Source organism: Luteimonas notoginsengisoli (assembly GCF_042648885.1).
In the GTDB taxonomy this organism is placed as follows: Bacteria; Pseudomonadota; Gammaproteobacteria; order Xanthomonadales; family Xanthomonadaceae; genus Luteimonas; species Luteimonas notoginsengisoli.
This window is the reverse complement of sequence record NZ_JBHRYF010000008.1, coordinates 761,901-783,953: the sequence shown is the minus strand read 5'-3', so window position 1 is coordinate 783,953 and position 22,053 is coordinate 761,901. Positions and strand designations below refer to the sequence as shown.

23 protein-coding genes and 1 pseudogene are annotated in these 22,053 nt (G+C 69.5%); 12 read left to right on the top strand and 12 right to left on the bottom strand.

Annotated features, from left to right (window positions below; genetic code table 11):
• Nucleotides 1-2: 2 nt before the first annotated feature.
• The 10 genes from ACFOM9_RS11385 to ACFOM9_RS11340 form a co-directional block, all read right to left on the bottom strand.
• The gene (locus tag ACFOM9_RS11385) at nucleotides 3-494 is read right to left on the bottom strand and encodes a hypothetical protein (RefSeq protein ID WP_386710520.1); all 492 of its coding nucleotides are present in this window, start codon (nucleotides 492-494) and stop codon (nucleotides 3-5) included.
• 112 nt (nucleotides 495-606) lie between these two features.
• Nucleotides 607-1,974 (bottom strand): FliI/YscN family ATPase, encoded by a 1,368-nt coding sequence (locus ACFOM9_RS11380; RefSeq protein ID WP_386710517.1) that lies wholly within the window; start codon nucleotides 1,972-1,974, stop codon nucleotides 607-609.
• Nucleotides 1,971-2,636: a FliH/SctL family protein gene (locus ACFOM9_RS11375; protein WP_386710514.1), complete on the bottom strand. Its 666-nt coding sequence runs from the start codon at nucleotides 2,634-2,636 to the stop codon at nucleotides 1,971-1,973. Before ACFOM9_RS11375 ends, ACFOM9_RS11380 begins: the two co-directional genes overlap by 4 nt.
• Nucleotides 2,637-2,653: 17 nt before the next feature.
• Nucleotides 2,654-3,301, bottom strand: coding sequence for a hypothetical protein (locus tag ACFOM9_RS11370; protein WP_386710512.1), 648 nt, complete (start codon nucleotides 3,299-3,301; stop codon nucleotides 2,654-2,656).
• Between the two features lie 13 nt (nucleotides 3,302-3,314).
• Nucleotides 3,315-4,103 (bottom strand): hypothetical protein, encoded by a 789-nt coding sequence (locus tag ACFOM9_RS11365; protein WP_386710509.1) that lies wholly within the window; start codon nucleotides 4,101-4,103, stop codon nucleotides 3,315-3,317.
• Between the two features lie 13 nt (nucleotides 4,104-4,116).
• A complete protein-coding gene (locus tag ACFOM9_RS11360; protein ID WP_386710506.1) occupies nucleotides 4,117-4,524 on the bottom strand; it encodes a hypothetical protein in 408 nt (135 codons plus the stop codon).
• 100 nt (nucleotides 4,525-4,624) lie between these two features.
• On the bottom strand, nucleotides 4,625-4,945 hold the full coding sequence (locus ACFOM9_RS11355; RefSeq protein ID WP_386710503.1) for a hypothetical protein: 321 nt from the start codon (nucleotides 4,943-4,945) through the stop codon (nucleotides 4,625-4,627).
• 76 nt (nucleotides 4,946-5,021) lie between these two features.
• Nucleotides 5,022-6,320 (bottom strand): FHA domain-containing protein, encoded by a 1,299-nt coding sequence (locus tag ACFOM9_RS11350; protein ID WP_386710500.1) that lies wholly within the window; start codon nucleotides 6,318-6,320, stop codon nucleotides 5,022-5,024.
• A 43-nt stretch (nucleotides 6,321-6,363) separates the two neighbouring features.
• Nucleotides 6,364-8,418 carry a type III secretion system export apparatus subunit SctV gene (gene sctV / locus ACFOM9_RS11345; RefSeq protein ID WP_386710497.1) on the bottom strand — a complete coding sequence of 685 codons (2,055 nt, stop codon included), beginning with the start codon at nucleotides 8,416-8,418 and terminating at the stop codon, nucleotides 6,364-6,366.
• Between the two features lie 309 nt (nucleotides 8,419-8,727).
• Nucleotides 8,728-9,153, bottom strand: coding sequence for a FliO/MopB family protein (locus tag ACFOM9_RS11340; RefSeq protein ID WP_386710495.1), 426 nt, complete (start codon nucleotides 9,151-9,153; stop codon nucleotides 8,728-8,730).
• A gap of 114 nt (nucleotides 9,154-9,267) precedes the next feature.
• On the opposite strand from ACFOM9_RS11340, the gene ACFOM9_RS11335 reads away from it, so the two are divergent.
• The 7 genes and pseudogenes from ACFOM9_RS11335 to sctT all read left to right on the top strand — a co-directional run bounded on the left by ACFOM9_RS11335 (nucleotide 9,268) and on the right by sctT (nucleotide 14,189).
• A complete protein-coding gene (locus tag ACFOM9_RS11335; RefSeq protein ID WP_386710492.1) occupies nucleotides 9,268-10,386 on the top strand; it encodes a sensor histidine kinase in 1,119 nt (372 codons plus the stop codon).
• A 3-nt stretch (nucleotides 10,387-10,389) separates the two neighbouring features.
• Entirely contained in the window at nucleotides 10,390-10,992 is a 603-nt protein-coding gene (locus tag ACFOM9_RS11330; protein ID WP_386710489.1) for a response regulator transcription factor, read from the top strand.
• Nucleotides 10,985-12,097: a type III secretion system cytoplasmic ring protein SctQ gene (gene sctQ, locus ACFOM9_RS11325; RefSeq protein ID WP_386710486.1), complete on the top strand. Its 1,113-nt coding sequence runs from the start codon at nucleotides 10,985-10,987 to the stop codon at nucleotides 12,095-12,097. The genes ACFOM9_RS11330 and sctQ overlap by 8 nt, the downstream gene beginning before the upstream one ends.
• Nucleotides 12,098-12,129: 32 nt before the next feature.
• Nucleotides 12,130-12,453: pseudogene (locus ACFOM9_RS11320) on the top strand (hypothetical protein); the annotation flags it as partial.
• A gap of 9 nt (nucleotides 12,454-12,462) precedes the next feature.
• Nucleotides 12,463-13,110, top strand: coding sequence for an EscR/YscR/HrcR family type III secretion system export apparatus protein (locus ACFOM9_RS11315; RefSeq protein WP_386711038.1), 648 nt, complete (start codon nucleotides 12,463-12,465; stop codon nucleotides 13,108-13,110).
• Between the two features lie 10 nt (nucleotides 13,111-13,120).
• Nucleotides 13,121-13,387 (top strand): type III secretion system export apparatus subunit SctS, encoded by a 267-nt coding sequence (sctS, locus tag ACFOM9_RS11310; protein ID WP_386710483.1) that lies wholly within the window; start codon nucleotides 13,121-13,123, stop codon nucleotides 13,385-13,387.
• Between the two features lie 13 nt (nucleotides 13,388-13,400).
• Nucleotides 13,401-14,189: a type III secretion system export apparatus subunit SctT gene (gene sctT, locus ACFOM9_RS11305; protein ID WP_386710480.1), complete on the top strand. Its 789-nt coding sequence runs from the start codon at nucleotides 13,401-13,403 to the stop codon at nucleotides 14,187-14,189.
• Between the two features lie 102 nt (nucleotides 14,190-14,291).
• Here sctT and sctU read toward each other — a convergent pair whose 3' ends face one another.
• The gene (sctU, locus tag ACFOM9_RS11300; RefSeq protein ID WP_386710477.1) at nucleotides 14,292-15,377 is read right to left on the bottom strand and encodes a type III secretion system export apparatus subunit SctU; all 1,086 of its coding nucleotides are present in this window, start codon (nucleotides 15,375-15,377) and stop codon (nucleotides 14,292-14,294) included.
• Between the two features lie 170 nt (nucleotides 15,378-15,547).
• On the opposite strand from sctU, the gene ACFOM9_RS11295 reads away from it, so the two are divergent.
• From ACFOM9_RS11295 to plsB, 4 genes are all read left to right on the top strand, one after another.
• Nucleotides 15,548-15,961, top strand: a complete 414-nt coding sequence (locus ACFOM9_RS11295; RefSeq protein ID WP_386710474.1) for a hypothetical protein — start codon at nucleotides 15,548-15,550, stop codon at nucleotides 15,959-15,961.
• Nucleotides 15,962-16,036: 75 nt separating this feature from the next.
• Nucleotides 16,037-16,729 carry a hypothetical protein gene (locus ACFOM9_RS11290; protein WP_386710471.1) on the top strand — a complete coding sequence of 231 codons (693 nt, stop codon included), beginning with the start codon at nucleotides 16,037-16,039 and terminating at the stop codon, nucleotides 16,727-16,729.
• Nucleotides 16,730-16,908: 179 nt separating this feature from the next.
• Nucleotides 16,909-17,856 (top strand): hypothetical protein, encoded by a 948-nt coding sequence (locus ACFOM9_RS11285; protein WP_386710468.1) that lies wholly within the window; start codon nucleotides 16,909-16,911, stop codon nucleotides 17,854-17,856.
• A gap of 137 nt (nucleotides 17,857-17,993) precedes the next feature.
• Entirely contained in the window at nucleotides 17,994-20,651 is a 2,658-nt protein-coding gene (gene plsB, locus ACFOM9_RS11280) for a glycerol-3-phosphate 1-O-acyltransferase PlsB (RefSeq protein ID WP_386711036.1), read from the top strand.
• Nucleotides 20,652-20,715: 64 nt separating this feature from the next.
• On the opposite strand, the gene ACFOM9_RS11275 is transcribed toward plsB, so the two are convergent.
• Nucleotides 20,716-20,922, bottom strand: coding sequence for a YdcH family protein (locus tag ACFOM9_RS11275; protein WP_386710466.1), 207 nt, complete (start codon nucleotides 20,920-20,922; stop codon nucleotides 20,716-20,718).
• A gap of 81 nt (nucleotides 20,923-21,003) precedes the next feature.
• On the opposite strand from ACFOM9_RS11275, the gene ttcA reads away from it, so the two are divergent.
• On the top strand, nucleotides 21,004-21,912 hold the full coding sequence (gene ttcA, locus ACFOM9_RS11270; RefSeq protein ID WP_386710463.1) for a tRNA 2-thiocytidine(32) synthetase TtcA: 909 nt from the start codon (nucleotides 21,004-21,006) through the stop codon (nucleotides 21,910-21,912).
• The last annotated feature ends 141 nt before the right edge of the window (nucleotides 21,913-22,053 follow it).

Sequence of the window (22,053 nt, the reverse complement as noted above, 5' to 3'; positions counted from 1 at the left end):
TCTCAATGCGTGGGCCGCGCGCCGTGGTGGCGCGCGAGCAGCAGATCGGCGGTGATGTCTTCTTCCTGCCGCGCTTCCAGGGCGCGCTGTTCGCCGCGCCAGCTGTCGCGTCGCTTCTCGAGCGCTTCCTGCCGGGCTTTGGCGCGGAAGAAGGCTTCACGCGCCTGCACCAGCTCGCGCTCGGCGGCCTGCAGCGCCTTGTGCGCCTGGGCCAGCCGCTGGCGCGCGGCCTCCACCTGCGCGCCCAGCCAATCAATATGCGCCTCGCGCTGCGCCAGCACACTGGACCAGTCGACGCCGGGCGGCGGCGCGTCCAGCAGACGCGCGCGCTGGCCGCTGCGCTCATCGCACAGCTGCAGGATCTCGTGCTCGATCCGCGTGCAGGCATCGCGGCAGGCCTGCACCGCGCGCTGTTTTTCCAGCACCACCATCCGCGCGGCATCGGTGCGGTGCTCGCGCACCCGCAGCAGGGTGTGCAGGGGATAGCGCTTCATTGGAAACACCGGGATTGCAGGGTCGGGTTCGGAGTTTCGGATGCGTGGAAGGCGAACGGGGCTGGCGCATGCGCTGCCAGATCCCGAACCCCGAGTTTCCGATCCCCATCCTTCACGGGAACAACCTGCGCAGCGCCTGCGCCGACTGGTCGAATGGCACCAGCTCGCTCGCCGGCTGCTGCAGCAGCTGGCGCATCGGGCCGATCCTCTCGATCGCGATGTCGGCATCCGGGTCGGTGCCGCGCTTGTATTCGCCCAACTGCAGGAGAAGCTCGATGTCCTGGTACTTGGCCAGGTACTTGCGCAGCTGTCCGGCCGCGCGCTGGTGCGCGGGCTCGGTCACGCGCGGCATCACCCGGCTGAGGCTGGTGAGCACGTCGATGGCCGGGTAGTGGTAGGCGGCGGCGAGCTTGCGCGACAGAACGATGTGGCCGTCGAGGATCGAGCGCACCTCCTCCACGATCGGGTCGCCGCCGTCCTCGTCCTCGGCCAGCACGGTGTAGAACGCGGTGATCGACCCCTTGTCGTTGTTGCCTGCGCGCTCGAACAGCCGCGGCAGCGCGCTGAAGACCGACGGCGGAAAGCCACGCCGCGCTGGCGGCTCGCCGACCGCCAGGCCCACGTCGCGCAGCGCGCGGGCGAAGCGCGTCACCGAATCGAGCAGCAGCAGCACGCGCTTGCCCTTGTCGCGGAAATGCTCGGCGATGGCGGTCGCGACCCAGGCCGCGCGGCTGCGCTCGAGCGCCGGCCGATCGGAAGTGGCCACCACGATCACCGACTTGGCCAGGCCCTCCGCGCCGAGGTTGTCGTGGATGAATTCGTTGACCTCGCGCCCGCGCTCGCCGACCAGCGCGATGACGTTGACGTCGGCGTCGCCGCCGCGGGCCAGCATGCCCAGCAGCGTGCTCTTGCCGCCGCCGGCGACGGCGAAAATGCCCACGCGCTGCCCTTCGCCGGTGGTCATGGTGGCGTCTATGGCGCGCACGCCGGTGGAGAACGGGCGCTCGATCAGGCTGCGGGTGAGCGGATTGGGCGAAGCGGCGTAGATCGGCGCCTCCACCGTGTCGCCGATCGGACCCTTGTCGTCGATGGGCTCGCCGTGGGCGTCGAGGATGCGGCCGAGCAGGCCGTTGCCGGCGCGTACCGCGGCCTGGCGCCCGGTGGCGTAAACGGCGGTGGTCGCAGACACGCCGTCGAGCGCGCCGAGCGGCGTGAGCAGCGTCATCTGCTTCGAGACGCCAACCACTTCGGCAGCCAGGTGAAAATGCGGGTCGCCTTCGCCCACCGGATTGCGCAGTTCGCACAGTTCGCCGATCGCCGCCTTCAGGCCGGTGGCGCGGATCAGCGTGCCGTGCGCCTCGGCCACGCGGCCGACGCGCTCGATCGACTGCACTTTGGCGAGCGCGCCAAGCAGCGGGTCCGCCGCCGCCCCCGGCACGATCCGGACCGTGTCCGCCGGGGAGGCGAAGGGCAGGTTCATCCCTGTCCCCCGACGCCGGCGAGCGCGGTGCGGATCGCCTCGATCTGCTGCGCGACGCCGGCACGGACCTCGCCGGCCTCCGACACCACGACGCAGCTCTGCGGATCCAGGCTCACGTCCTCGACCAGTTCGATCACCCCCACCGCCGGATGTGCTTGACGCACGGCGCCCAGGCCGGCTGCGACGTCGTCGCGCACCGACGGGTGCACGCGGATCATCAGGAACTGTTCGGCCTGTGCGGCCTCGACCGCCTGCATCACCAGCGACGGCACCACGGCGCTCGCGTCGAAGCTCGGCGCGATGCGCGCGACAATCGCGCAGGCCAGTTCGGTGACGCGCGTGCTGGCTTCGGCCAGCACGCGTGCGCGGCGTTCGTTGAGCGCGGCCAGGTGTTCGGTCATCTGCTGCTGCACGCGCGCCAGGCCTTCGGCGAAGCCGTCCGTGTATCCCTGTTCGCGTGCCGCTGCGATTTCGGTGCCGGCCTCGACGTACAGCGCGTTGACCTGTTCGAGCAGCGCGTCGAGCTCCTCGATGCGCTGCCACTGCCGCGCCGGCACCACGTTGCCGGCCAGCGCGCGGTCGAAGCGGCGCGGCTCGAAGACCGACACCGTGGCCGAGGCGGCGGAGCGGGTGGAAGAGCGGCGTACTGGCTCGGCGGACATGGCCTCGTTCCGGTGGGTCAACCCGCGCGGGCGCGGGCGAGATGGTGGTCGTGCAGGAACTGCACCTGTTGCCCGGGCAAATGCGCGGCGACAGGAGCCTCGCGCGGAGACTGGAGCAGCACCCATTCGGCCAGCGCAGGATCGGCCTGCGCCGCCCAGGCATGCAGTTCGCAGCGCCCCTGGTGATCCAGCAGGGCGTGCAGCGCCGCGGCGTCGGGCGTGCCTGCCAGGGTGGTCGCCAGCGCCGCGCGCAGCCGCGTGGCGACAGGAGGCGGCACCTGGCCGTCCCACACCTGTTTGTCCAGCGCCAGGAGATAGCTGTTGCCGAGCGCGCGCCGCAGCAGGCGCACCGGTTCGCGCCGGACCTCGGCGCGGATCACGGGCGCATAGGCGAGCGCCCCGACATCTCGCAGCAACGTCGCCAGACGCGCACGCGGCCAGCGCACCACCGCGGCCGCCAGCGCGCCGTCGGGACGCGGCGCCAGCAGCGCGCCGCCGATGCCGACGTCCCGCATCAGCCAGCGCGCGAGGATCCTGCGCCCGAGGGCGCTGTCGCGTGCGCGCTGCAGGAGTTCCGGCGACGGCGACGCGGATTCGGGCCCGTCCCCGTCCGCCTGGCCATACCAGTCGGGATGGATCTCGGCGAACACCGCCTGCAAACTCATCGTGCCGCCCGGCTCATCCGTTCCACACGCGCGGCGGCTGCTTTGGCTGGGCCAAACGCGCGCGAATACGTCCACCGAACGCAATCACCAGCGCCAGCAGCACCGCGATCGCGACGGTGATCGCGATCGCCAGGGGGCTGATCGACGACAGCACCGGCATCGCCCCGGCCGGGCCGCGCGCGGCCTGCTTGCCGGCTATCGTCGAGCCGACGGTGAAGAACTTGATCGTGACCTTGTTGACGTCGTCCAGGCCCTCGATGCTGTCCTTGACCCCGACTTTCAGGTCGGTTTCGCGATCGCGCAGGTCCGCGCCGGGCGCCTGGTAGATGAAGACCGACGCCGACGAATCCGCGGCGTCCCCGCCCAGCGGATCGCGGTCCGGCAGCGCGATCGACACCGCGGCATCGACCACGCCGTCGATCTTGAGCAGCTTCTGCCGCATCGACTCTTCCAGGCCGAACACGTACAGCGCCTTTTCCTGCGTGGCCGAGGTCGCGAAGCTGTCCTTCTTGAACAGGTCGCCCATCGTGAACGACTGCCGGCGCGGCAAGCCCCTGGCGTGCAGGATCTGCATGGCCCGCGGAATGTCGTCCTTGGCGATCCGCACTTCCCAGCCCTTCTTGTCGGTCGAGAGCGTCTTGTCGGCCTGGATCCCGGAGCCGATCAGTTCCGCCATCACCTGGTTGGCCTGCTGTTCCTCGAGGTTGCTGTACAGCGCGGTGCCACCACAGCCGGCCAGCGCAAGGCATGCCAGCAGCAACGCCAGCACCACGGGACGCTTGATTGCGTTCGACGCTTTCATGCCTGCTCCCGCCTTACGACTGCTGCTTGAACAGCTGCTGGACGCCATCGGAAGTCCGGTTGGCGACGTTGGAAGTCAGTTCCGCCTTGAACAGGAACTTGTGCGCTTCCATCGTGACCTGCATCAGCTGGCCGGGTGTGGGATCGGCGCCGCTGCTGGTGATCGCGTGCGACATCGCGCTGATCTTGTCCGCGCCGGTGTTGAGGTTTTCGAAGGTGGAAAGCAGCGCGCGCATGCCCTCCGACGGCTGGGCGGCCGCGGACACCTGCGCCGGGCCTGCACTGGCACTGGCCTTGCCGCCGTTGCCGTAGGCCTCCGCGAACTGACTGACTTCGAACATGGTGGCCTGCGGCTGCGCCGCGGGGGACGCGGCCGGATTGGCCTGCGCGGCATCCACCGCGACCTGGATGGCTTCGATCATTTCCGTCTCTCCTCGGACTTGGCGACATGCGGATCATCGCGATGCAATGCCCGCGCGGCGGCGATTCGCCGCCACGCGCACGCGCAGCGCTCGGCACGCATTACTGGCGCTTGCCCAGCGTTTCGAGTGCCTGGCCGACGCTGTTCTGCGAGGTCGCGGCGTTGTTCGACATGAACTGCATCTTCAGGCTCTCTGCGGTCAGCTTGACCATGTTCGAGGGCTGGTCGCCGCCGGAACTGATCACGTCCGAGAGGGTGGTGATGCGCGATGCCTGGATGTCCAGCGTCTGGCCCCAGGCCTTGGACATCGCCTCGTACCAGCTGCCACCGTCGGTGGACGAACCGCCGCGGCCGACCGATGCGCTGCCAACGCCTGCGCGGCCAATGAAGCTTGTGACGGGGTTGATGGGGTTATCGATCATGATGGTCTCTCCTTTGGTGCGATCGCTGGATCGCGCTTCGATGGAACCAGACGCCCCGATGGCGCCGCGTGAAACACTATTGCCTGTCGTGGCCGCCCGTCGGCTCGGCGCCGGCCGCGCGTGCGACGCGCCGATCGGCGACTTCGCCTGCGGGATCGGCGTCGGGCTGCGCGGTCGAAGACCCCGCGGCCACCGCGTCCGCCTGCGCCTGCTGTTCGGCGGCGGCTGCGATTTCCGCCGCGGTCACCGGCTTGGGCACGATCTTGTGGAGCATGCCGTCGGCGCTGACGACGTGCGCCGATTCGCCGATCGACACCAGCCGGCCGTGCCCGGGCACCTCGGCCCCGACCGGATACTCGGTGCCGTCGACCGCGACCAGGTGCGGCGTCTTGCCACGCACCACCGACACGATCCGCGTCGGACCCGACTTGATTGCGGCCTCGGTGGGCCCGTTGGCCGTGCGCTTGAGCTGTTTCGGCTCGACGTAGTTCCTCACCAGCACCTTGGTCACGCCCGGCACATCGTCCATCGCGCGCGAGCGGGCGGCGGCGCGCATCGCGTCCATGTCCTCGAACCGCCCGCTGGCCTCGACCACGCCGTTGCCGACGTAGCGGGTCTTGGCATTGATGTTCTGGGTCCGCAGCACTTCGCTGACGTCGGCGGCGATCTTCTCGGCCGAGCGCAGGTCCAGCGCGGCTTCGAATCCGGCCTGGGCCACCCGGCCCTCGATGCTCTCGCGCACGCGGTCGTTATCGACCGTGCCCTTGAGGATCGGCCTGCCCTCGGTGTCCTCCGAAACCTGGCCGTCACGCACCTGGAATTCGGCGATCAGGGAATTGAGCTGGCTGCGCGGGTCCGCCGGCTGCTCGGGCTTGGGCATCACCGCGGCGAAGATCGCAAGCGACGCCAGCGACAGCACCGCCAGCGCCGCGACCAGCGGCAGCTTGCGCACGCCCGCGGCAGGCGCGCGCGGCTCGTCGATGTCGAAATCGGGCGCGAGCGTGGCCCAGCCCGGATCATGCTCTTCGCCGAAGGCGATCGCCGCCTGGCCGATCTGGATCCGCTGCAGGCCGCGCAGTTCGACCGGGTCGCCGGGATGCAGCGGCTGGCCATCGACGCGCAGCGGCGCATCGAGCGCGCGCAGCGACGACATGCCGCCGATCAGGTTGATCAGCGCGTGGTGGCGGGCGACGCCCTGGTCGGCCAGGACGATGTCGCAGTCGTCGCCGCTGCCCACCAGGATCATCTCCTGTTCGGCAAGGTCGCGACTGGCGCCTGCATGCAGGCCCGACAGGATGCGCAGCACGTTGACCGGCGCTTCCACCGGCTCGGGCGCGGCTTCGGCGGCGGGGGATTCGGGCTTCGTGGATGACATGGCTTGGCTCCTCGCGGAATTCTGCGCTGTCGTTGTTGCAGCGTTATGCATTGATCTGGCCGGCCTGCACGATGCGCAGGTCCGGGGCGAGTTCCTGGTACGACAACACCGGCAGGTCGAAGAAGTCGACCTCCATCAGCTTGCGCAGGTGGCGACGCACATCGAGCGAACACAGCAGCACCGGGCGCACGTCCTCCGGCTGGCGCGCGAGCTGCGCGCGCACCTCGTTGCCCAGGCGTGCCGCAAGCTCGGGCGAAATCGCCAGCTGGCTGGCGCCGCCGGCCACGCGCACCGACTGGCGCAGCTTGTCCTCGAGCTCCGGGTGGATCAGCAGCACGTGCAGGGTGCGGTCGGCATCGGCGTAGCGGTCGGCGATTTCGCGCTTCAGCGCCACGCGCACGTATTCGGTCAGCAGCACCACGTCCTTCTCGCGGCCACCGACGTCGGTGATCGCCTCGAACGCATCGCGCAGGTTGCGCACCGGCACGCCCTCCTCGGCCAGCCGCCGCAGCACGTCGGCCACCCGCTGCGGCGCGACCACGCGCAGCATCTCCTTGACCAGGTCCGGGTAGTCGCGCTGCATCTTGCCGAACAGGTTGGAGGTTTCCTGGATGCCGATGAAGCCGCCCATGCGCCGCTTCAGCGAGCTGCGCAGGTGATCGCTGACCATATCGATCGGTCTGGGCGTGCCGTCGTTCGCGGCATCGGCCCACTCGCCGTTGAGCGTCGGGAAGAAGCCAGGCAGCTTCGGCGCCGCTTCCATCCCGGCGCGGGCCGGGCGGAAATGGGCGTCGCCGCGCACGCGTCCGGAGGCGATCCGTGCGCCATGAGCGGTAAGCCGGTACTCGCCTTCGCCCAGCGCGCTCGACACCCGTACCTGCGGCACCGGGATCGGCACGCCATATTCCTCGCGCATGCCCTGGGCGAGCCCGGCGACGCGGCTGCGCGTCTCGGCTTCGTCGCCGAGCAGGATCGCCAGCGACGGCGCGATCTCCAGCTGCAGCGGCGCCGGCGGCGCGAGGTCGTCGGCGTCGACCGGCTTGCGCGATGCAACCATTTCCTCGTCCTGCACCCGGAACGCGCGGCGCAGCATTTCGAACTGGTGGCGATAGCGCCACGCGCTCATGGTCAGCATCGCGATGCCGAGCACGGCGAACACCAGCTTGGGGAAGCCGGGCACGAGGGTCATCAGCAGCGCCAGCAGCCCGGTGATCAGCAGCACCCGCGGCTGCCCGGAAATCTGCCGGGTGATGGCGTCGCCCAGGTGCTTGTCGTCTTCCTCGCCTGCGGTGCGCGTCACCACCAGGCCGGCCGCGATCGTCGCCAGGATGGCGGGGATCTGCGACACCAGGCCGTCGCCGATGGTGAGGATGGAGTAGGTGTGCGTGGCCTCGCCCAGCGGCATGTCGTGCTGCAGCACGCCCACCGCCAGGCCGCCAAGCAGGTTGATGATGATGATGACGATGCCGGCGATGGCGTCGCCCTTCACGAACTTCATCGCGCCATCGAGGCTGCCGTGCAGCTGGCTTTCCACTTCAAGATGCCGGCGCTTGCGCCGTGCCTCGTCCTTGTCGATCAGGCCCGAGCGCAGGTCCGAGTCGATCGACAGCTGCTTGCCGGGCATGGCGTCGAGGGTGAAGCGCGCGGCGACCTCGGCCACGCGCTCGGCGCCCTTGGCCACGACGATGAACTGCACCACGGTGATGATCAGGAACACCACCAGGCCAACCACCAGGTTGCCGCCGGCCACCATCGAGCCGAAGGTCTGGACGATGTGGCCGCCCTCGGCGTTGAGCAGGATCGAGCGGGTGATCGCGATCGACAGCGCGAGCCGGAACAGGGTGGTCAGCAGCAGCACGCTCGGGAAGCTGGAGAACGCGACCGGCGTGGGGATGTAGATCGCCAGCAGCAGCAGGCCGAAGCCGATCGAGATGTTGACCGCGACCAGGGTGTCGATCGCCATGATCGGCAGCGGCAGGATCATCACGCTGATGATCGTGACCGCGGCGAAGGCCAGCACGATGTCGCTGTAACCGGTGCGCTGGCGCGGTGCGTTACCGGCCGGCGCGGCGAAGATCGAGTCGATCAGCGCGCGCACGCAAGATCCCCATTGGTGTACGCAGGCATCGAGTCCGCCTTTGGCCGCACTGTCTGATCGGGGCCAAGGCCAGGACAGCGGACGTGTCCGCAGGGTCTGGCGCCAGACATCGAGTGCTCATCGAAGATGATGCGAACCTGCCGCATTTGCCCCTGACCTCATGCGTCACTTTGTGGCAAATTACGATACCTTCCGCAATTCCACAAGACGTGATCGCGAGGGTTCAGGGCACTCCAGCGATTCGGCCCGGGTTCATCCAGATGAATGCAAGTCCTTGTAATGAATCGGTAATCCTGGGCTCACGACGATTTAACCCAACGGCGCTATATGGGTGTCGGCGGCATCCATGGAGGCAGCGGACGAGGGAGCGGGCTCGATATCCGACTGTTCCAAATTTGTGATCAAGTTCACTGTTTGAGCTCCAACCCCCACGACGAACACGCGACCGGAGCGGGATTTCACAAGCACGATCCGTTCACGTGATCCCACCGGCAGGATCTGCAGGATCGACAGCGGCGCATCTTGGCCGGTCAGGCCAAAGCGACGCCGGATCAGGTACAGCACGGCAATCAGGGCAACGATGATCAAGGCCAGAGGCAGCAGGATCCCCAGCACTTCGCCGGCAAGCGAGCTCGGCGCCTCGGGCTGTGCGGGCGCTGCGAGCGAGGCCAGAGGCGAGCAGGCCAGCAGGGCGCCGATGGCGGCGGGGAGGAGCGGCGGGCGATGGGAGTTCATGGGGTTCCGGAAAGTCGGCGGGAAGTGCCGCCGGGTCGCCGGGTACCGTAGCAGCCGCGGCACGCCGGGCAACAGCGACCCGCGCCCCGGGGCGACCAGCGCGGCGCCGGCGGCGTGAGCCCGGTGGGCGCCAAGGCGGCCAAGGCCGTTCCCGCTTCGGGCAAGCGCCCACGCGCTGCGCCGTCCGCCAGGCCGGGCGCGATCTCACTGCTCGAGGCCGTGCCCTTCGCCTGCGCCGCCTACGCCCGCGACGACGGCGCGCTGGTGGCCGCCAACCAGCGCTTTGGCCACGAGTTCGCGGCCCTGCCCGAACACGCCCAGCGCGACCAGCTGCTGGCCCGGCTGCGCGACGGCGCGCTCGACGATGCCGAACCTTCGGAGGTGCGCGCGCCGCACAGCGGACGCTGGTACGCGCTGCACTGGGGCGAGGCGGAACACGAAGGCCGGGCGCTGGCGCTGCTGACCGCGATCGACATCAGCGAGCGCATCGAGGCGCTCGACTCGCACAAGTCGCAGCAGGAAAAGCTGCTGTTCACCTCGCGGATGATGTCGGTCGGCGAGATGGCGGCGACGCTGGCGCATGAGCTCAACCAGCCGCTGGCGGCGATCGTGAACTACCTCAACGGCTCGCTGCGCCTGATCGACCAGGCCGGCGGCCCGGCCCAGGTCGAACGTGCGCTGCAGGCCGCGCGCACCCAGGCCGAGCACGCAGCGGCGGTGATCTCGCGGGTGCGCGAATTCGTCCGCGCCCGCGAGCCGCGGCGCGACGCCCAGGACGTGCATGCGATGGCCGCGACCGTGCTCGAACTGCTGCGGCTCGAGGCCGAACGCCAGCAGCTGCGGATCGACATCGCGCTCAGCGCCTCGCTGCCGCCGGTCTATGCCGACCGGGTGATGGTCGAACAGGTGCTGCTGAACCTGGTCAAGAACGCGATCGAGGCGATGCGCGGGATTCCCGTGGCCCAGCGCGAATTGCGCGTGGAGGGCCGGGTGAACCTCGACGGCGAGGTCGAGATCCGCGTCTGCGACCGCGGCACAGGGCTCAGTTCGGCCGAACAGGACCAGCTGTTCTCGCCGTTCTTCACCACCAAGAACGACGGCCTCGGCATCGGCCTGGCGATCTGCCGGTCGATCATCGAGTACCACAAGGGACGCTTGTTCTTCGAACCGCGCGAGGGCGGCGGCAGCGTGTTCGGATTCACCCTGCCGCATTACGAGGCAGGGGGAGTCTGATCCATGGGCGAGGCACGGGTGTACCTGGTCGACGACAACGCGGGGTTCCGCGATTCCACCGCGTGGCTGCTGGAAACCGCGGGCTTCGAGGCGGTGCCGTTCGGGTCCGGGCCGGAGTTCATCGAGGCCTACGGCGGCGACCGCCACGGCGCCGAGCCCGAATGCCTGGTCTCCGACATGCGCATGCCGGAGATGAGCGGGCTGCAGCTGCAGGACGAGCTGCATCGGCGCGGGATCGTGCTGCCGCTGGTGTTCGTCACCGCGCACGGCGACGTGCCGCTGGCCGTGGAGGCGATGCGCAAGGGCGCGGCCAATTTCCTCGAAAAGCCCTTCAGCGAGGATGCGCTGGTGGGCGCGATCCGCGCCGCGCTGGCCAGCGCGCGCAGCCACGGCGCGGTCGGCGCGGCGGGTGAATGCCTGGCCAAGCTCAGCCCGCGCGAGCGCCAGGTGCTGGACCTGGTGATCGCCAGCAAGCCCAACAAGATCATCGCCGACATCCTCGGCATCAGCATCAAGACCGTCGAACTGCATCGTGCCAACATGATGAGCAAACTCGGGGTGCGCTCGCTGCCCGAACTGATGAAGGTAGCCCTCGGACATGCCTGACAGCGCAGTACGCAAGTCCAAGCCCGCCGCGCGCAAGGCGCCGGTTTCCCGGGCGCCCGCCGCCGTTCGCGATCTGCACGACTGCATTGCCCGCGTCGCCCCGGCACAGGCCGAGGCGCTGCGCGACCTGTTCGCAGCGCCCAGGCGCTGGCCACTGGGCGATGGCGCGGTACTGCGGTTCACGCCCGGCATTGCGCCAGCGGCGGATGAAACCTTCTGCGTCGACGCCGAAGGCACGGCGCTGCGCCTGCGGTTGGAAACCGCGGACCCGACGCAGCCCAGCCCATCCGGCCTGCACTGGAGCGACTACCGCGGCCGCGCCCGGCTGCTGGCGTGGAGCCTGGCGCACGAGCGTGGGCTGATGCGCCTGAGCGAAGTGCTCGGCACCTCGCTGTTGCCGCAGGAAGCCACCGACGGCGACGCCGCGGACGAGGACGCAATCTGGCTGGCCTTCGCCACCGACGCCGACCCCGACAGCGCGAACCTGGAACCGCTGCGCGGCGCGATCCGGTTCCCGGTGCGCTGGCTGTCCCGCCTGCAGGACCGCGCCGAACCGGTCTACGAAGACGACCCGCTGCCGCGGCTCGACGCGCTGCGCGACCTGCCGATACCGGTGCTGGTGGGCTTCGACGGCCCGAGCCTTCCACTCGCCGACTGGCAGGGCCTGCAACCCGGCGACGTGGTGCTGATCGGCAACGGCAGCCTGCCGCCGCTGCAGGCGCGCGCGACGCGGCTGGCGTGGCCGCTGGTGGCCGCGCCCGATGGCTGGCGGATCGCCGCGCCCGCGCAACCACGATCTTCCCCCCTGGAGCCTTCCACGATGAACGACGAATCCCCCAACGATGCGAGCGCAGACGCCGGTGCGGACGCCGCCGGCGGCGAGGCCGTTGCGCGCAACCTGCCGGTGCAGCTGGCGTTCGACGTCGGCCGGGTCGAAGTGAGCATCGGCGACCTCGCCGCGCTGCAGCCGGGATACGTGTTCGCGTTGCCGGCCCAGCTGCGGGGCGCCAACGTCACCATCCGCGCCAACGGCCGGATCGCCGGCCGCGGCGAGGTGGTGGCCGTGGGCGACACGCTCGGCGTGCGCCTGCTGGCCTGGGAATGAAAGCCTGCTGATCTGACTCCACGGGGGCTGCCATGGCGCGCGATACCCGCCATGGCCCTCCCGATGGCACCAACGGACCATCCACCCCAAGGCCCTGCATGGACTTCAATACCCTCGACCCGGCACTGGTCATCCTCACCGTCGTCAGCCTCGCGCTGGCGCCCTTCGTGGCGGTGATGGTGACCTCGTTCACCAAGATCGTGGTGGTGCTGAGCCTGCTGCGCAACGCACTGGGGCTGCAGCAGGTTCCGCCGAACGTGGTCATCAACGGCCTGGCGATCGTGCTGTCGATCTACGTGATGTATCCGGTGATCCTCGACACGCAGGCGGCGATCGAGGCGCGCAAGAACGGCCAGCCGCCGCCGGTGCCCTCACTGCTGGCCAAGCCCGCCCCGCGCGCGGCACCGGCGGTGACGACCGAACCGCCGCCGGCCACGTCGCCCGCCGCCGCCGACGGCGAGGCCGCCGCGGCAGCCGCCGAGGCGCGTGCCGGCGCGCGCGGCCCGTCCTTCGCCAACGTGCGCGACGGTCGCGACGAAGCGCCGGCGAGCCCGGGCGCTGGCGGCGATGCCGCTTCGGAGGAGGTTGATGAGACGCTGGCGCCGCTGCCGGAAAAAGGCGTGGCGCGCATGCTCGGGCTCGCCAACGCCGGCAAGGAACCACTGCGCGCGTTCCTGCTGCAGCATTCGAACAACGCCGAGCGCGCGTTCTTCCTGCGCAGCGCGCAGCGGCTGCTGCCGCCGGCGCATCGCGACGAGATCAGCGCCGACCACTTCCTGGTGGTGGTGCCCGCGTTCACCGTGAGCGAGCTCACCGCGGCGTTCCAGATCGGCTTCCTGATCTTCCTGCCGTTTCTGGTGATCGACATGGTGGTCGCCAACATCCTGTTGGCGCTGGGCATGATGATGCTGTCGCCCACCACGATCTCGCTGCCGTTCAAGCTGCTCCTGTTCGTACTGATCGATGGCTGGGCCAAGCTCGTGCACGGCCTCGTGCTGACGTACGGCAACTGAGGAGGACGACGTGGGCGAAGTCATCGAACTCACCAAGCAGGCCCTGTGGCTGACCCTGATCCTGTCCGGTCCGCCGGTCGGCGCGGCCGCGCTCGTGGGCCTGCTGGTCGCCTTCCTGCAGGCGGCCACCCAGCTGCAGGAGCAGACGTTCGCCTACGCGCTGAAGTTCTTCACCATCGTGGTGACGCTGTTCATCACCGCGGCATTGATCGGCGGCACGCTGTACACCTTCGCCGACCGGATCTTCGTCGACTTCCCTGGCCTGGTCCGGCACTAGGCCGCTCTCACCGATGCAGTTCGAGCAGTTCCTCGGCAATCCGCTGCTGGCCTTGGGCCTGACCCTGCCGCGCATCGCCGGCGCCTTCATCATGCTGCCGCTGCTGACCCAGCAGAACATGCCGGCAATGGTGCGCAACAGCTTCCTGGTGAGCCTGGCGATCGTCGCGCTGCCGGTGGCGCTGGCGGGACTGCCCGGTACAAGCATGGAAATGTCGGTGATGGCGCCGATCGTGCTCAAGGAATTGTTCATCGGCATCGCCATCGGCTTCTGCTTCGGCATCGTGTTCTGGGCGATCGGCGCGGCCGGCAACATCCTCGACACCCAGATCGGCATGAGCATGGCGTCGATCTTCGATCCGATCCAGGGCCACCAGACGTCCCTGCACGGGCAGTTCCTGTCGCAGCTGGCGGCGTGGCTGTTCATGGCCAGCGGCGCGTTCCTGGTGTTCCTCGACCTGCTGCTGACCAGCTACTCGATCTGGCCGGTGATGTCGTTTTTCCCCACCATCCAGGTCGCCGGCATGCATCTGTTCGTCGGCCAGTTCAGCTACCTGATGACCGCCGCGCTGCTGCTCGCGGCGCCGGCGGTGGTGATCATGCTGATCATCGATCTCGCGTTCGGACTGGTGAACCGCTACGCGCCGTCGCTGAACGTGTTCGCGCTGACGCTGCCGATCAAGGCCTGGCTGGCGACCGCGATCATCCTGCTGATGCTGGGCTCGTTGATGGAGTTCATCATCCGGCGCCTCGGCGACAGCCGCGGCTTCCTGGACGTGCTGCAGCGGGTGTTTGGCACGTAAATCGGATGCACTTCCGACTGGGCAGGCATCCCAGGCACACGGGTCACCGAGGATATGCAGCGGCCGGGCAAAGAAGCCTTAGCGGCGCGGGGCGGTCTCGCTTCAGGTTTCGCCGCTGCTGCCGTCACCGACCTCGCGGCGCATGCCCTCGGCCCAGTGCAGCACCTCGGCCACCGCGTCGAAGAACTCGCTGCCAATGTAGTTGTCCAGCTCGACCTTCTCGTTGAGCCCGCGCGCCAGCTGCACGTTCTGCATGATCGGCACGCCGGCCTCCTCGGCGGTCTGCCTGATCAGCGCGGCGATGCCGTCCTCGCCCTTGGCGACCACGACCGGCAGGTCGTCGACGCCGTGTTCGTACTGCAGCGCGATGGCGATGTGGGTTGGATTGGTCACCACGACATTCGATCCCCTGACGGCTGAAAGCATGTTCTGCTGCGACCACTCCTGGTGCAACTGGCGGCGGCGCGACTTGATGTACGGGTCGCCCTCGTTCTCCTTGACCTCCTGGCGGATGTCGCGCCGGCTCATCCGCAACTGCTTGGTGTAGGAGAACTTCTGGTACCAGGCGTCGAGCACCGAGACGAAGAAGAACACGAAGATCGTCCAGATGCCGATGCGCAGCAGCGCGTACCAGATCGCCGAGCCGATCGCCGCCGGCGGCGAGGACGGCAGGCGCAGCAGCGCCGGCAGCATGCCCCACAGGACGAAGCCGCCGATGAAGATCAGCGCGGCGCTCTTGATGATCGACTTGACCAGTTCGACCAGGTTGTCCATCGAGAACATCTTCTTGATGCCCTCGACCGGATTGAGCTTGTCGAGCTGGGGCGTGAGCTTCTTGATCGTGACCAGCGGGCCGACCTGCAGGAACTCCACCAGCACGCCGAGGAACAGCGCCAGCGCCAGCAGCGGCAGCGACAGCCACAGCAGGGTGTCGAACGCGATCCGGCCGACCTCGCGCAGGCCGACCTCGAACGGCTGGCCCACCGCGCCGATGCTGGCATCGAACAGCTCCTGCATCTTGCGGTACATGAAGCCCATCATCAGCCAGCCGCCGACCAGCCAGCCCAGCACCAGGACCGTGCTGGTGAGCTCCCTGCTCTTGGCGACGTTGCCTTCCTTGCGCGCGTCCTTGATCTTTTTCGGGGTCGGCTTTTCGGTCTTGTCGGCGCCCTTGTCCTTGTCTGCCATGCCGGCCTCTGCTGCAAACGGTCTGGTGCACTGCGTGCCGCCGCAGGCTAGCATGGCGTCCGCTGCCCCCCGTCGGCACCACGGCGCCGCGCCGCGCCATGCGTCGCTGAATGGGTTCGCGCAGCTGAACGCTCGCCCGTCATGCCCCTGTCATCTAGGGTTGCCCCCAGATGGCTGAACAGGCGTTGCGGCGCTATCTTTCCGCCATCGCCGCCCAAGCGGCTCCCCGCAGGCTCCAGCACCCTTCCATGAGCACCATCGGCAGTTCCGATCCGCACCTGACCCGAGCCGGCCTCGACCGCCTCGATGGACGGGTGTCGCTCGACGAACTGCGCGGTCGCGACCAGGGCACCGGCGCAGGCCAGCTTGGAGGCCTCGAACAGCTTCGCGGGACCGCTCCAGACGTCCGCGCGCCCAGCGCCGACGCGGGCGAAGACGTGCTCAACGCCGCAGCGTGGGACGGCGTGCCCGCGGGCCTGCGGATGCTGGCCGGGGACCACGGCTTTGAAGCGCGATTGGGCGCGATGGAACTGTCCAGCGCGGCCGACAGCGCCGCGGACGCCATTCTTTCCGCCATCGGCTGATCCGCGCGCGCCGCGTGTTCGCTCCATCCGGGCGCGACGCCTAGACTGGCGCGCATCGATCCCCCGGGCGACGCCATGAACGCTCATCCCTCGCAGCCGGTGCCCTCGCCGGCCGAACTGCGTGCCGCCGCCGACCGGCTGGTGTCCGCGCTGGCCGCACACAGCGATCCGGAGTACCGCCTGACTGTGCTCAAGCGCCTGGTGCGGCGCCTGGGCGAGGAGCGCTATCCGCTGTTCCTGCGGCTGCTGGGCGTGGTCGCCGAGAGCGACGACACGCGCGCGCAGCGCCTGCTGGCCGAAACCTTCGGCACCGCGTTGCGGCGCATGGACATGCCCGGCGGGGCGCTGAGCTCGTGGGGCGCGGCGCGACTGCCCGACAGCACCGGCCCGCTGGACGCAAGCGCCTTCTCCGGGCGTTTCTTCGGCGCCACCCCGCAGCGGCTGCTGGGGCCGGTGGAATACCTGACCGTGTGGCACCTGCAGCGCACCCAGCGCACGGCGCTCGGCGCGGCGACCTTCCGCACCGCGCTGTCGCGAATGATCGCGCTGCTCAACCGCAGCGACGACGCGCGCGCGCTCTACCCGCAGAAGCTCGCCGCCGACGCCCAGAACGAACTCGAAGGCGCCTATACCCGCGCCACCCGCGAGCGGCTGGCGGCGATCGCGGCGGCGTGGAAGGCGGGACGCTCGCCCGACGAGGTCGCGCAGGCTGCGCTCGACGCGCAGGCCACCGACACGCCCGTGCACTGGGTGGTCCGCGACCTGTAGCGCGAACAGCCGCGCGCTCGCGACCCGCTCCAGCGGCTCGCCCGAACGGCGCAATGCGCGATGCGACGCGCGGGAAGGGGCGCGACGGCTTGTGCGCACCCGGTCACAGCCGGCGCAGCTGAACTTGCGGCACCCGGTCCCCGCCGCCAAGATGCCCCGCTGCCCAACGGGGACCGAACATGCGCCGATGCTGGACCCCGCTGCTGCTGGCGTGCCTGTGCACCCTCGTCGCGGCCTGCCGCCCGGCGGCGGACGCGCCCGTGCCGGCCACTCCGGCACCCGGTGCGGACAAGCCTGCGCAGGCCGTGCGCCTGCTCACCCGGCACCTGCGCGACAACGCCCTGGATGCCTATGCCCGCGACGCGGTGCCGCCCGACCTCCATGCCCGGCTCGAAACCGCCTGGCGCGAGGGCCGCACGCGCTGGCCACTGGACGAACTGCCGCTGGGCGAGCACCTGCCGGGCGTACTGGCCGCGCTGGAGGCGCCCGAAGCGGAAGCACGCTGGGGCAAGGTGTTCGATCGCCAGTTCGCCAACGCCGACCGCGAAATCGACTCCACCGCCGCGACCCTGGGCCTGTTCGGCGTCCAGTACGTGCAGAACGAGGGCGATTTCAGCGACGCCGAGCGTGAGCATTACACCCAGATCGTGACCGCGATGAGCCGCTGGGCGCAGGCGGCGCCGCTGTCGGATCCCGGCCGCGCCCATGCGGCCCTCCCGCGCCTGGCAGCCGCGGCCCGCCGGACCGGGCTGGCCTCGGAAGCCGATTTCGCCCGCCTCGGCATGGACGACAGCCTGCGCCGGATGGCGCCGTTCGCCGCCGCGGTCAAACAGGCGCTGGCTGGCTACGGGCTGGACCTTGATGCCAGCCTCGACGCGCTGGATGCGAGCCTGCAGTCGCAGACCGGCGACACGGCGCGGGTGCGCATGCGCTACGTGCTGGCGGGCGAGCCGGTCGACACCGTGGTCGAGGTCGAGCGCCACGACGGCCGCTGGTACCTGAGCGACGTGCTGCGTCACGCCCGCGCAGCGCTGGATCGGCCCGCCGCAGCGCCGGCGGGGCCAGTCGACGCGCCTGCCGCGGCCAAACCCCGCCCGGCGGCGGCGGGGCGACCGCCTTCGGCATAATGCCGGCGATGCCCACCCAGCCGAACCTGTTCGAACCCGACCCCAAGCGATCCGCCCAGCCTGGCGATGACCCGCAGGTCGCAGCCGCGCCGCCCGGCGACGCGACCGCGCCCGGCGCCGACGCGTCGGCCGGTCCGATGCTGGCGGGCAGCGATGAAGCCGGCGACCACCCGACGCCCGCCGCCGAGGCCAGCGACACCGCGATGCCCGACGCGCAGCCCCCCCTGCGCGGCGATGGCCCGCCGCCTTCGGTGGTCCAGCTGCGCGAACGGCGGCCGCTGTGGGCCCGCATGCTCGGCCGCCTGCTGCGGCCGTGGATCTCGCTGCGGATCGAACCCGAAACACCGCAGCAGTTCATCGATCGGCGCCCGGTGTGCTACGTGCTCGAGGACTACGGCCTGTCCAATGCCCTGATCCTCGACCGTGCCTGCCGCGAGAACGGCATGCCGTCGCCGCTGCGACCGCTGCCGGGCGATCCGCTCGGCCGCAAGCGCGCCTACGTGGCGCTGTCCCGGCGCAGCGCCGGCGGCACGCTCAACTACCTGGCGTCGGCCGGCAAGCCCGCCCCGGCCAAGACCCATTCCGAATCGCTGGCGCGACTGCTCGAGGCGCACCGCGAGGATCCTGCGCTGGACGTGCAGCTGGTGCCGGTGTCGATCTTCGTCGGCCAGGCGCCCGACCGCGCCAGCGGGTGGTTCTCGGTGCTGTTCTCGGAAAACTGGGCCCTGGTCGGGCGCTTCCGCCGGCTGCTGGCGATCCTGCTCAACGGCCGCAACACCCTGGTGCGCTTCGCCACGCCTGTGGACCTGCGCGGCATCATCGCCGAGGACCTGCCGCCCGAACGCACGGTGCGCAAACTCTCGCGGGTGCTGCGCACGCACTTCAACCGCATCCGCGAGGCGATGATCGGGCCGGACCTGTCCACCCGCCGCCTGCTGATCGACAAGGTGCTGGCGGCCGACACGGTCAAGGACGCGATCGCCGACCAGGCGCGCCGCGACAAGAGCACGCCGGCCGAGGCGTGGAAGAAGGCGCACGCCTTCGCCTACGAGATCGCCGCCGACTATTCGCATCCCGTGGTGCGTTCGGCCAGCTTCCTGCTGACCACGGTGTGGAACCGCATCTACCGCGGCGTGCTGGTGCACCACCTGGACCGCTTCAAGGCCGTGGCGCCCGGGCACGAGATCGTCTACGTGCCCAGCCACCGCAGCCACATGGACTACCTGCTGCTGTCGTACCTGCTCTACGACCGCGGCATCGTGCCGCCGCACATCGTCGCCGGCATCAACCTCAACCTGCCGGTGATCGGCACCATCCTGCGCAAGGGCGGCGCGTTCTACATCCGACGCTCGATCCGCGGCAGCATGCTGTATTCGGCCGTGCTCAGCGAGTACGTCGCGCAGCTGGTCGCCGGCGGCTACTCGATCGAGTACTTCATCGAAGGCGGACGCTCGCGCACCGGGCGGCTGCTGCAGCCCAAGGGCGGGATGATCTCGATGACCGTGCGCGCGTTCCTGCGCCAGCCCACGCGCCCGGTGCTGTTCCAGCCGGTCTACATCGGCTACGAAAAGCTGATGGAAGGCGGCAGCTACCTCGACGAACTCACCGGTAAGCCGAAGGAAAAGGAATCCATCTGGTCGCTGCTGTGGGGCATCCCCAGGGTGCTGCGGCAGAACTATGGCCAGGTCGTGGTGAACTACGGCGAGCCGATCGCGCTGGGCGACGTGCTCGCCGAGCAGGCGCCCGAATGGGATGGCAAGCCGGTGTCCGAAGAAGACAAGCCGTCGTGGCTGTCGTCGACCGTCGACACCCTGGCGCAGCGCATCCAGGTCAACATCAACCGCGCCGCGGACGTCAATCCGATCAACCTGCTGGCGCTGGCCTTGCTGTCGACCCCCAAGCACGCGATGGGCGAGGGCGACCTGCGCGCGCAGATCGCGCTGTCGAAGACGCTGCTGGTGGACGTGCCCTACAGCGAACTGGTGACGGTGACCCCGCATTCGCCGGAGGAAATCATCGCCCACGGCGAGGAGATCGGCGTCCTGCGCCGCACCGCGCACCCGCTGGGCGACGTGCTCAGCGTCGCCGACGACCAAACCGCGGTGTTGCTGAGCTACTTCCGCAACAACGTCCTCCACCTGTTCACCGCGTCTGCCTGGATCGCGTGCTGCTTCCAGCACAACCGGCGCATGGCGCGCGCCAACCTGCTCGGGATCGGCCGCAGCGTGTATCCGTTCCTGCAGGGCGAGCTGTTCCTGCCGTGGGACCCGGAGAGCTTCGCCACGCGCATCGACGCGACGATCGAGGTGTTCATCCGCGAGGGGCTGCTGGAACAGGTCAGCGACGACGACGGCGGCATCCTGGCGCGCAACGCCGGGCAGAGCGACGAGGTGTTCCGCCTGCGCGCCCTGGGCCATCCGCTGCAGCAGGCGTTCGAGCGCTATTACATCGCGATCTCGGTGCTGGCCAAGAACGGCCCCGGCACGCTCGGCGCCGGCGAACTCGAAAGCCTGTGCCAGCTCGCCGCGCAGCGGCTGAGCCTGCTGTACGCACCGGCGGCGCCGGAATTCTTCGACAAGACGCTGTTCCGCGGCTTCATCCAGAAGCTGCGCGAGCTGGAACTGGTGTGGCTGGACGGCAACAGCAAGCTGGTCTTCGACCAGCGCCTCGTGGCCTGGGCGCGCGACGCCAAGGTGATCCTGGGTCGCGAACTGCGGCACACGATCGAGAAGGTGAGCCCCGAGGCGGTAAGGCCGCAGGTCGAGGCCCCTGCGCCGGAGCCGCCGGCAGCGTAGGCGCGCGCGCTCCTTCCTTCGAAGCGAAGGCTTGCGGAATTCGAACGCTTCGGGCGCTTGGCGGTCAGGCGGGCTCGTCGGGAATCAGATCCGACTCCAGGCGCGCGATCTGGTCCTTGAGCTGCAGCTTGCGCTTCTTCATCCGCTTGACCGCCAGCTCGTCGGCCTGGATGTCGGCCTGCAGGCGCGAGATCGCGAGATCCAGGTCGCGATGTTCGGTCTTCAGGTCGACCAGCTTCTGGCTGATCACGGCGTCGTTGGCAGGTTCCATCGTGGCCGAGCTTACACGCGGTCCCGGGCGGTCGTCAGCGCCGGTCCGGCCCTCGCGCGCGACCCGTAGAATGGGCGGCCCATGAGCACCATCCTGCCCCTTGCCGAGCCCGTTCGCCGCGTCGCGGCCGATCCGCGCGCCGGACGCGAGCATCACAAGCTGGCCAAGCGCCTGCGCCACCAGGTGGGGCGCGCGATCGCCGATTTCGGCATGATCGAGGACGGCGACAAGGTGATGGTCTGCCTGTCGGGCGGCAAGGACAGCTACACCCTGCTGGACATCCTGCTGCAGCTGCGATCGAAGGCGCCGGTGGCGTTCTCGATCACCGCGGTCAACCTCGACCAGAAGCAGCCCGGATTCCCCGGGCACGTGCTGCCGGAATACCTGCAGTCGCTCGGCGTCGACTACCGGATCCTCGAACAGGACACCTATTCGGTCGTCGCGCGCGTGGTCCCGGAAGGCAAGACGATGTGCTCGCTGTGCTCGCGCATGCGCCGCGGCGCGCTGTACCGCTTCGCCGCCGAACAGGGCTTCACCAAGATCGCGCTCGGCCACCACCGCGACGACCTGGTCGCCACGTTTTTCCTCAACCTGTTCTTCCACGCCAAGATCAGCGGCATGCCGCCGAAACTGCTCAGCGACGACGGCAGGCACGTGGTGATCCGGCCGCTGGCATACGTGCGCGAAGAGGACATCGCCGCCTACGCCGCGGCCAGGGAATTCCCGATCATCCCGTGCAACCTGTGCGGTTCGCAGGAAAACCTGCAGCGCAAACAGGTCGCGAGGATGCTCGAGGCTTGGGAGCGCGAATCGCCCGGCCGCATCGACCAGATCGCACGCGCGCTGGGCGACATCCGGCCGTCGCAGCTGAGCGATCCCAGGCTGTTCGACTTCCTCGCCCTGGGCCGCGACGCCGCCACCGCGCTGCCCGACGCGCACGCATGGCTGGCCGGCGAGCCGCACGAGCGCGACGCGCGCGGCGAACCCTGATCGCCGATGGCCGTTCCGTCGTCCGTCCCGCGCAGGCGGGGCCAGCACGCTGCGCGCGGGGGGCCTTTCGGCCGACCTGCGCGATTCCAGATGCTCGCTTCCCATGGCGATCGCTGATTGTCCCTCCTGATTCCAGTTCTC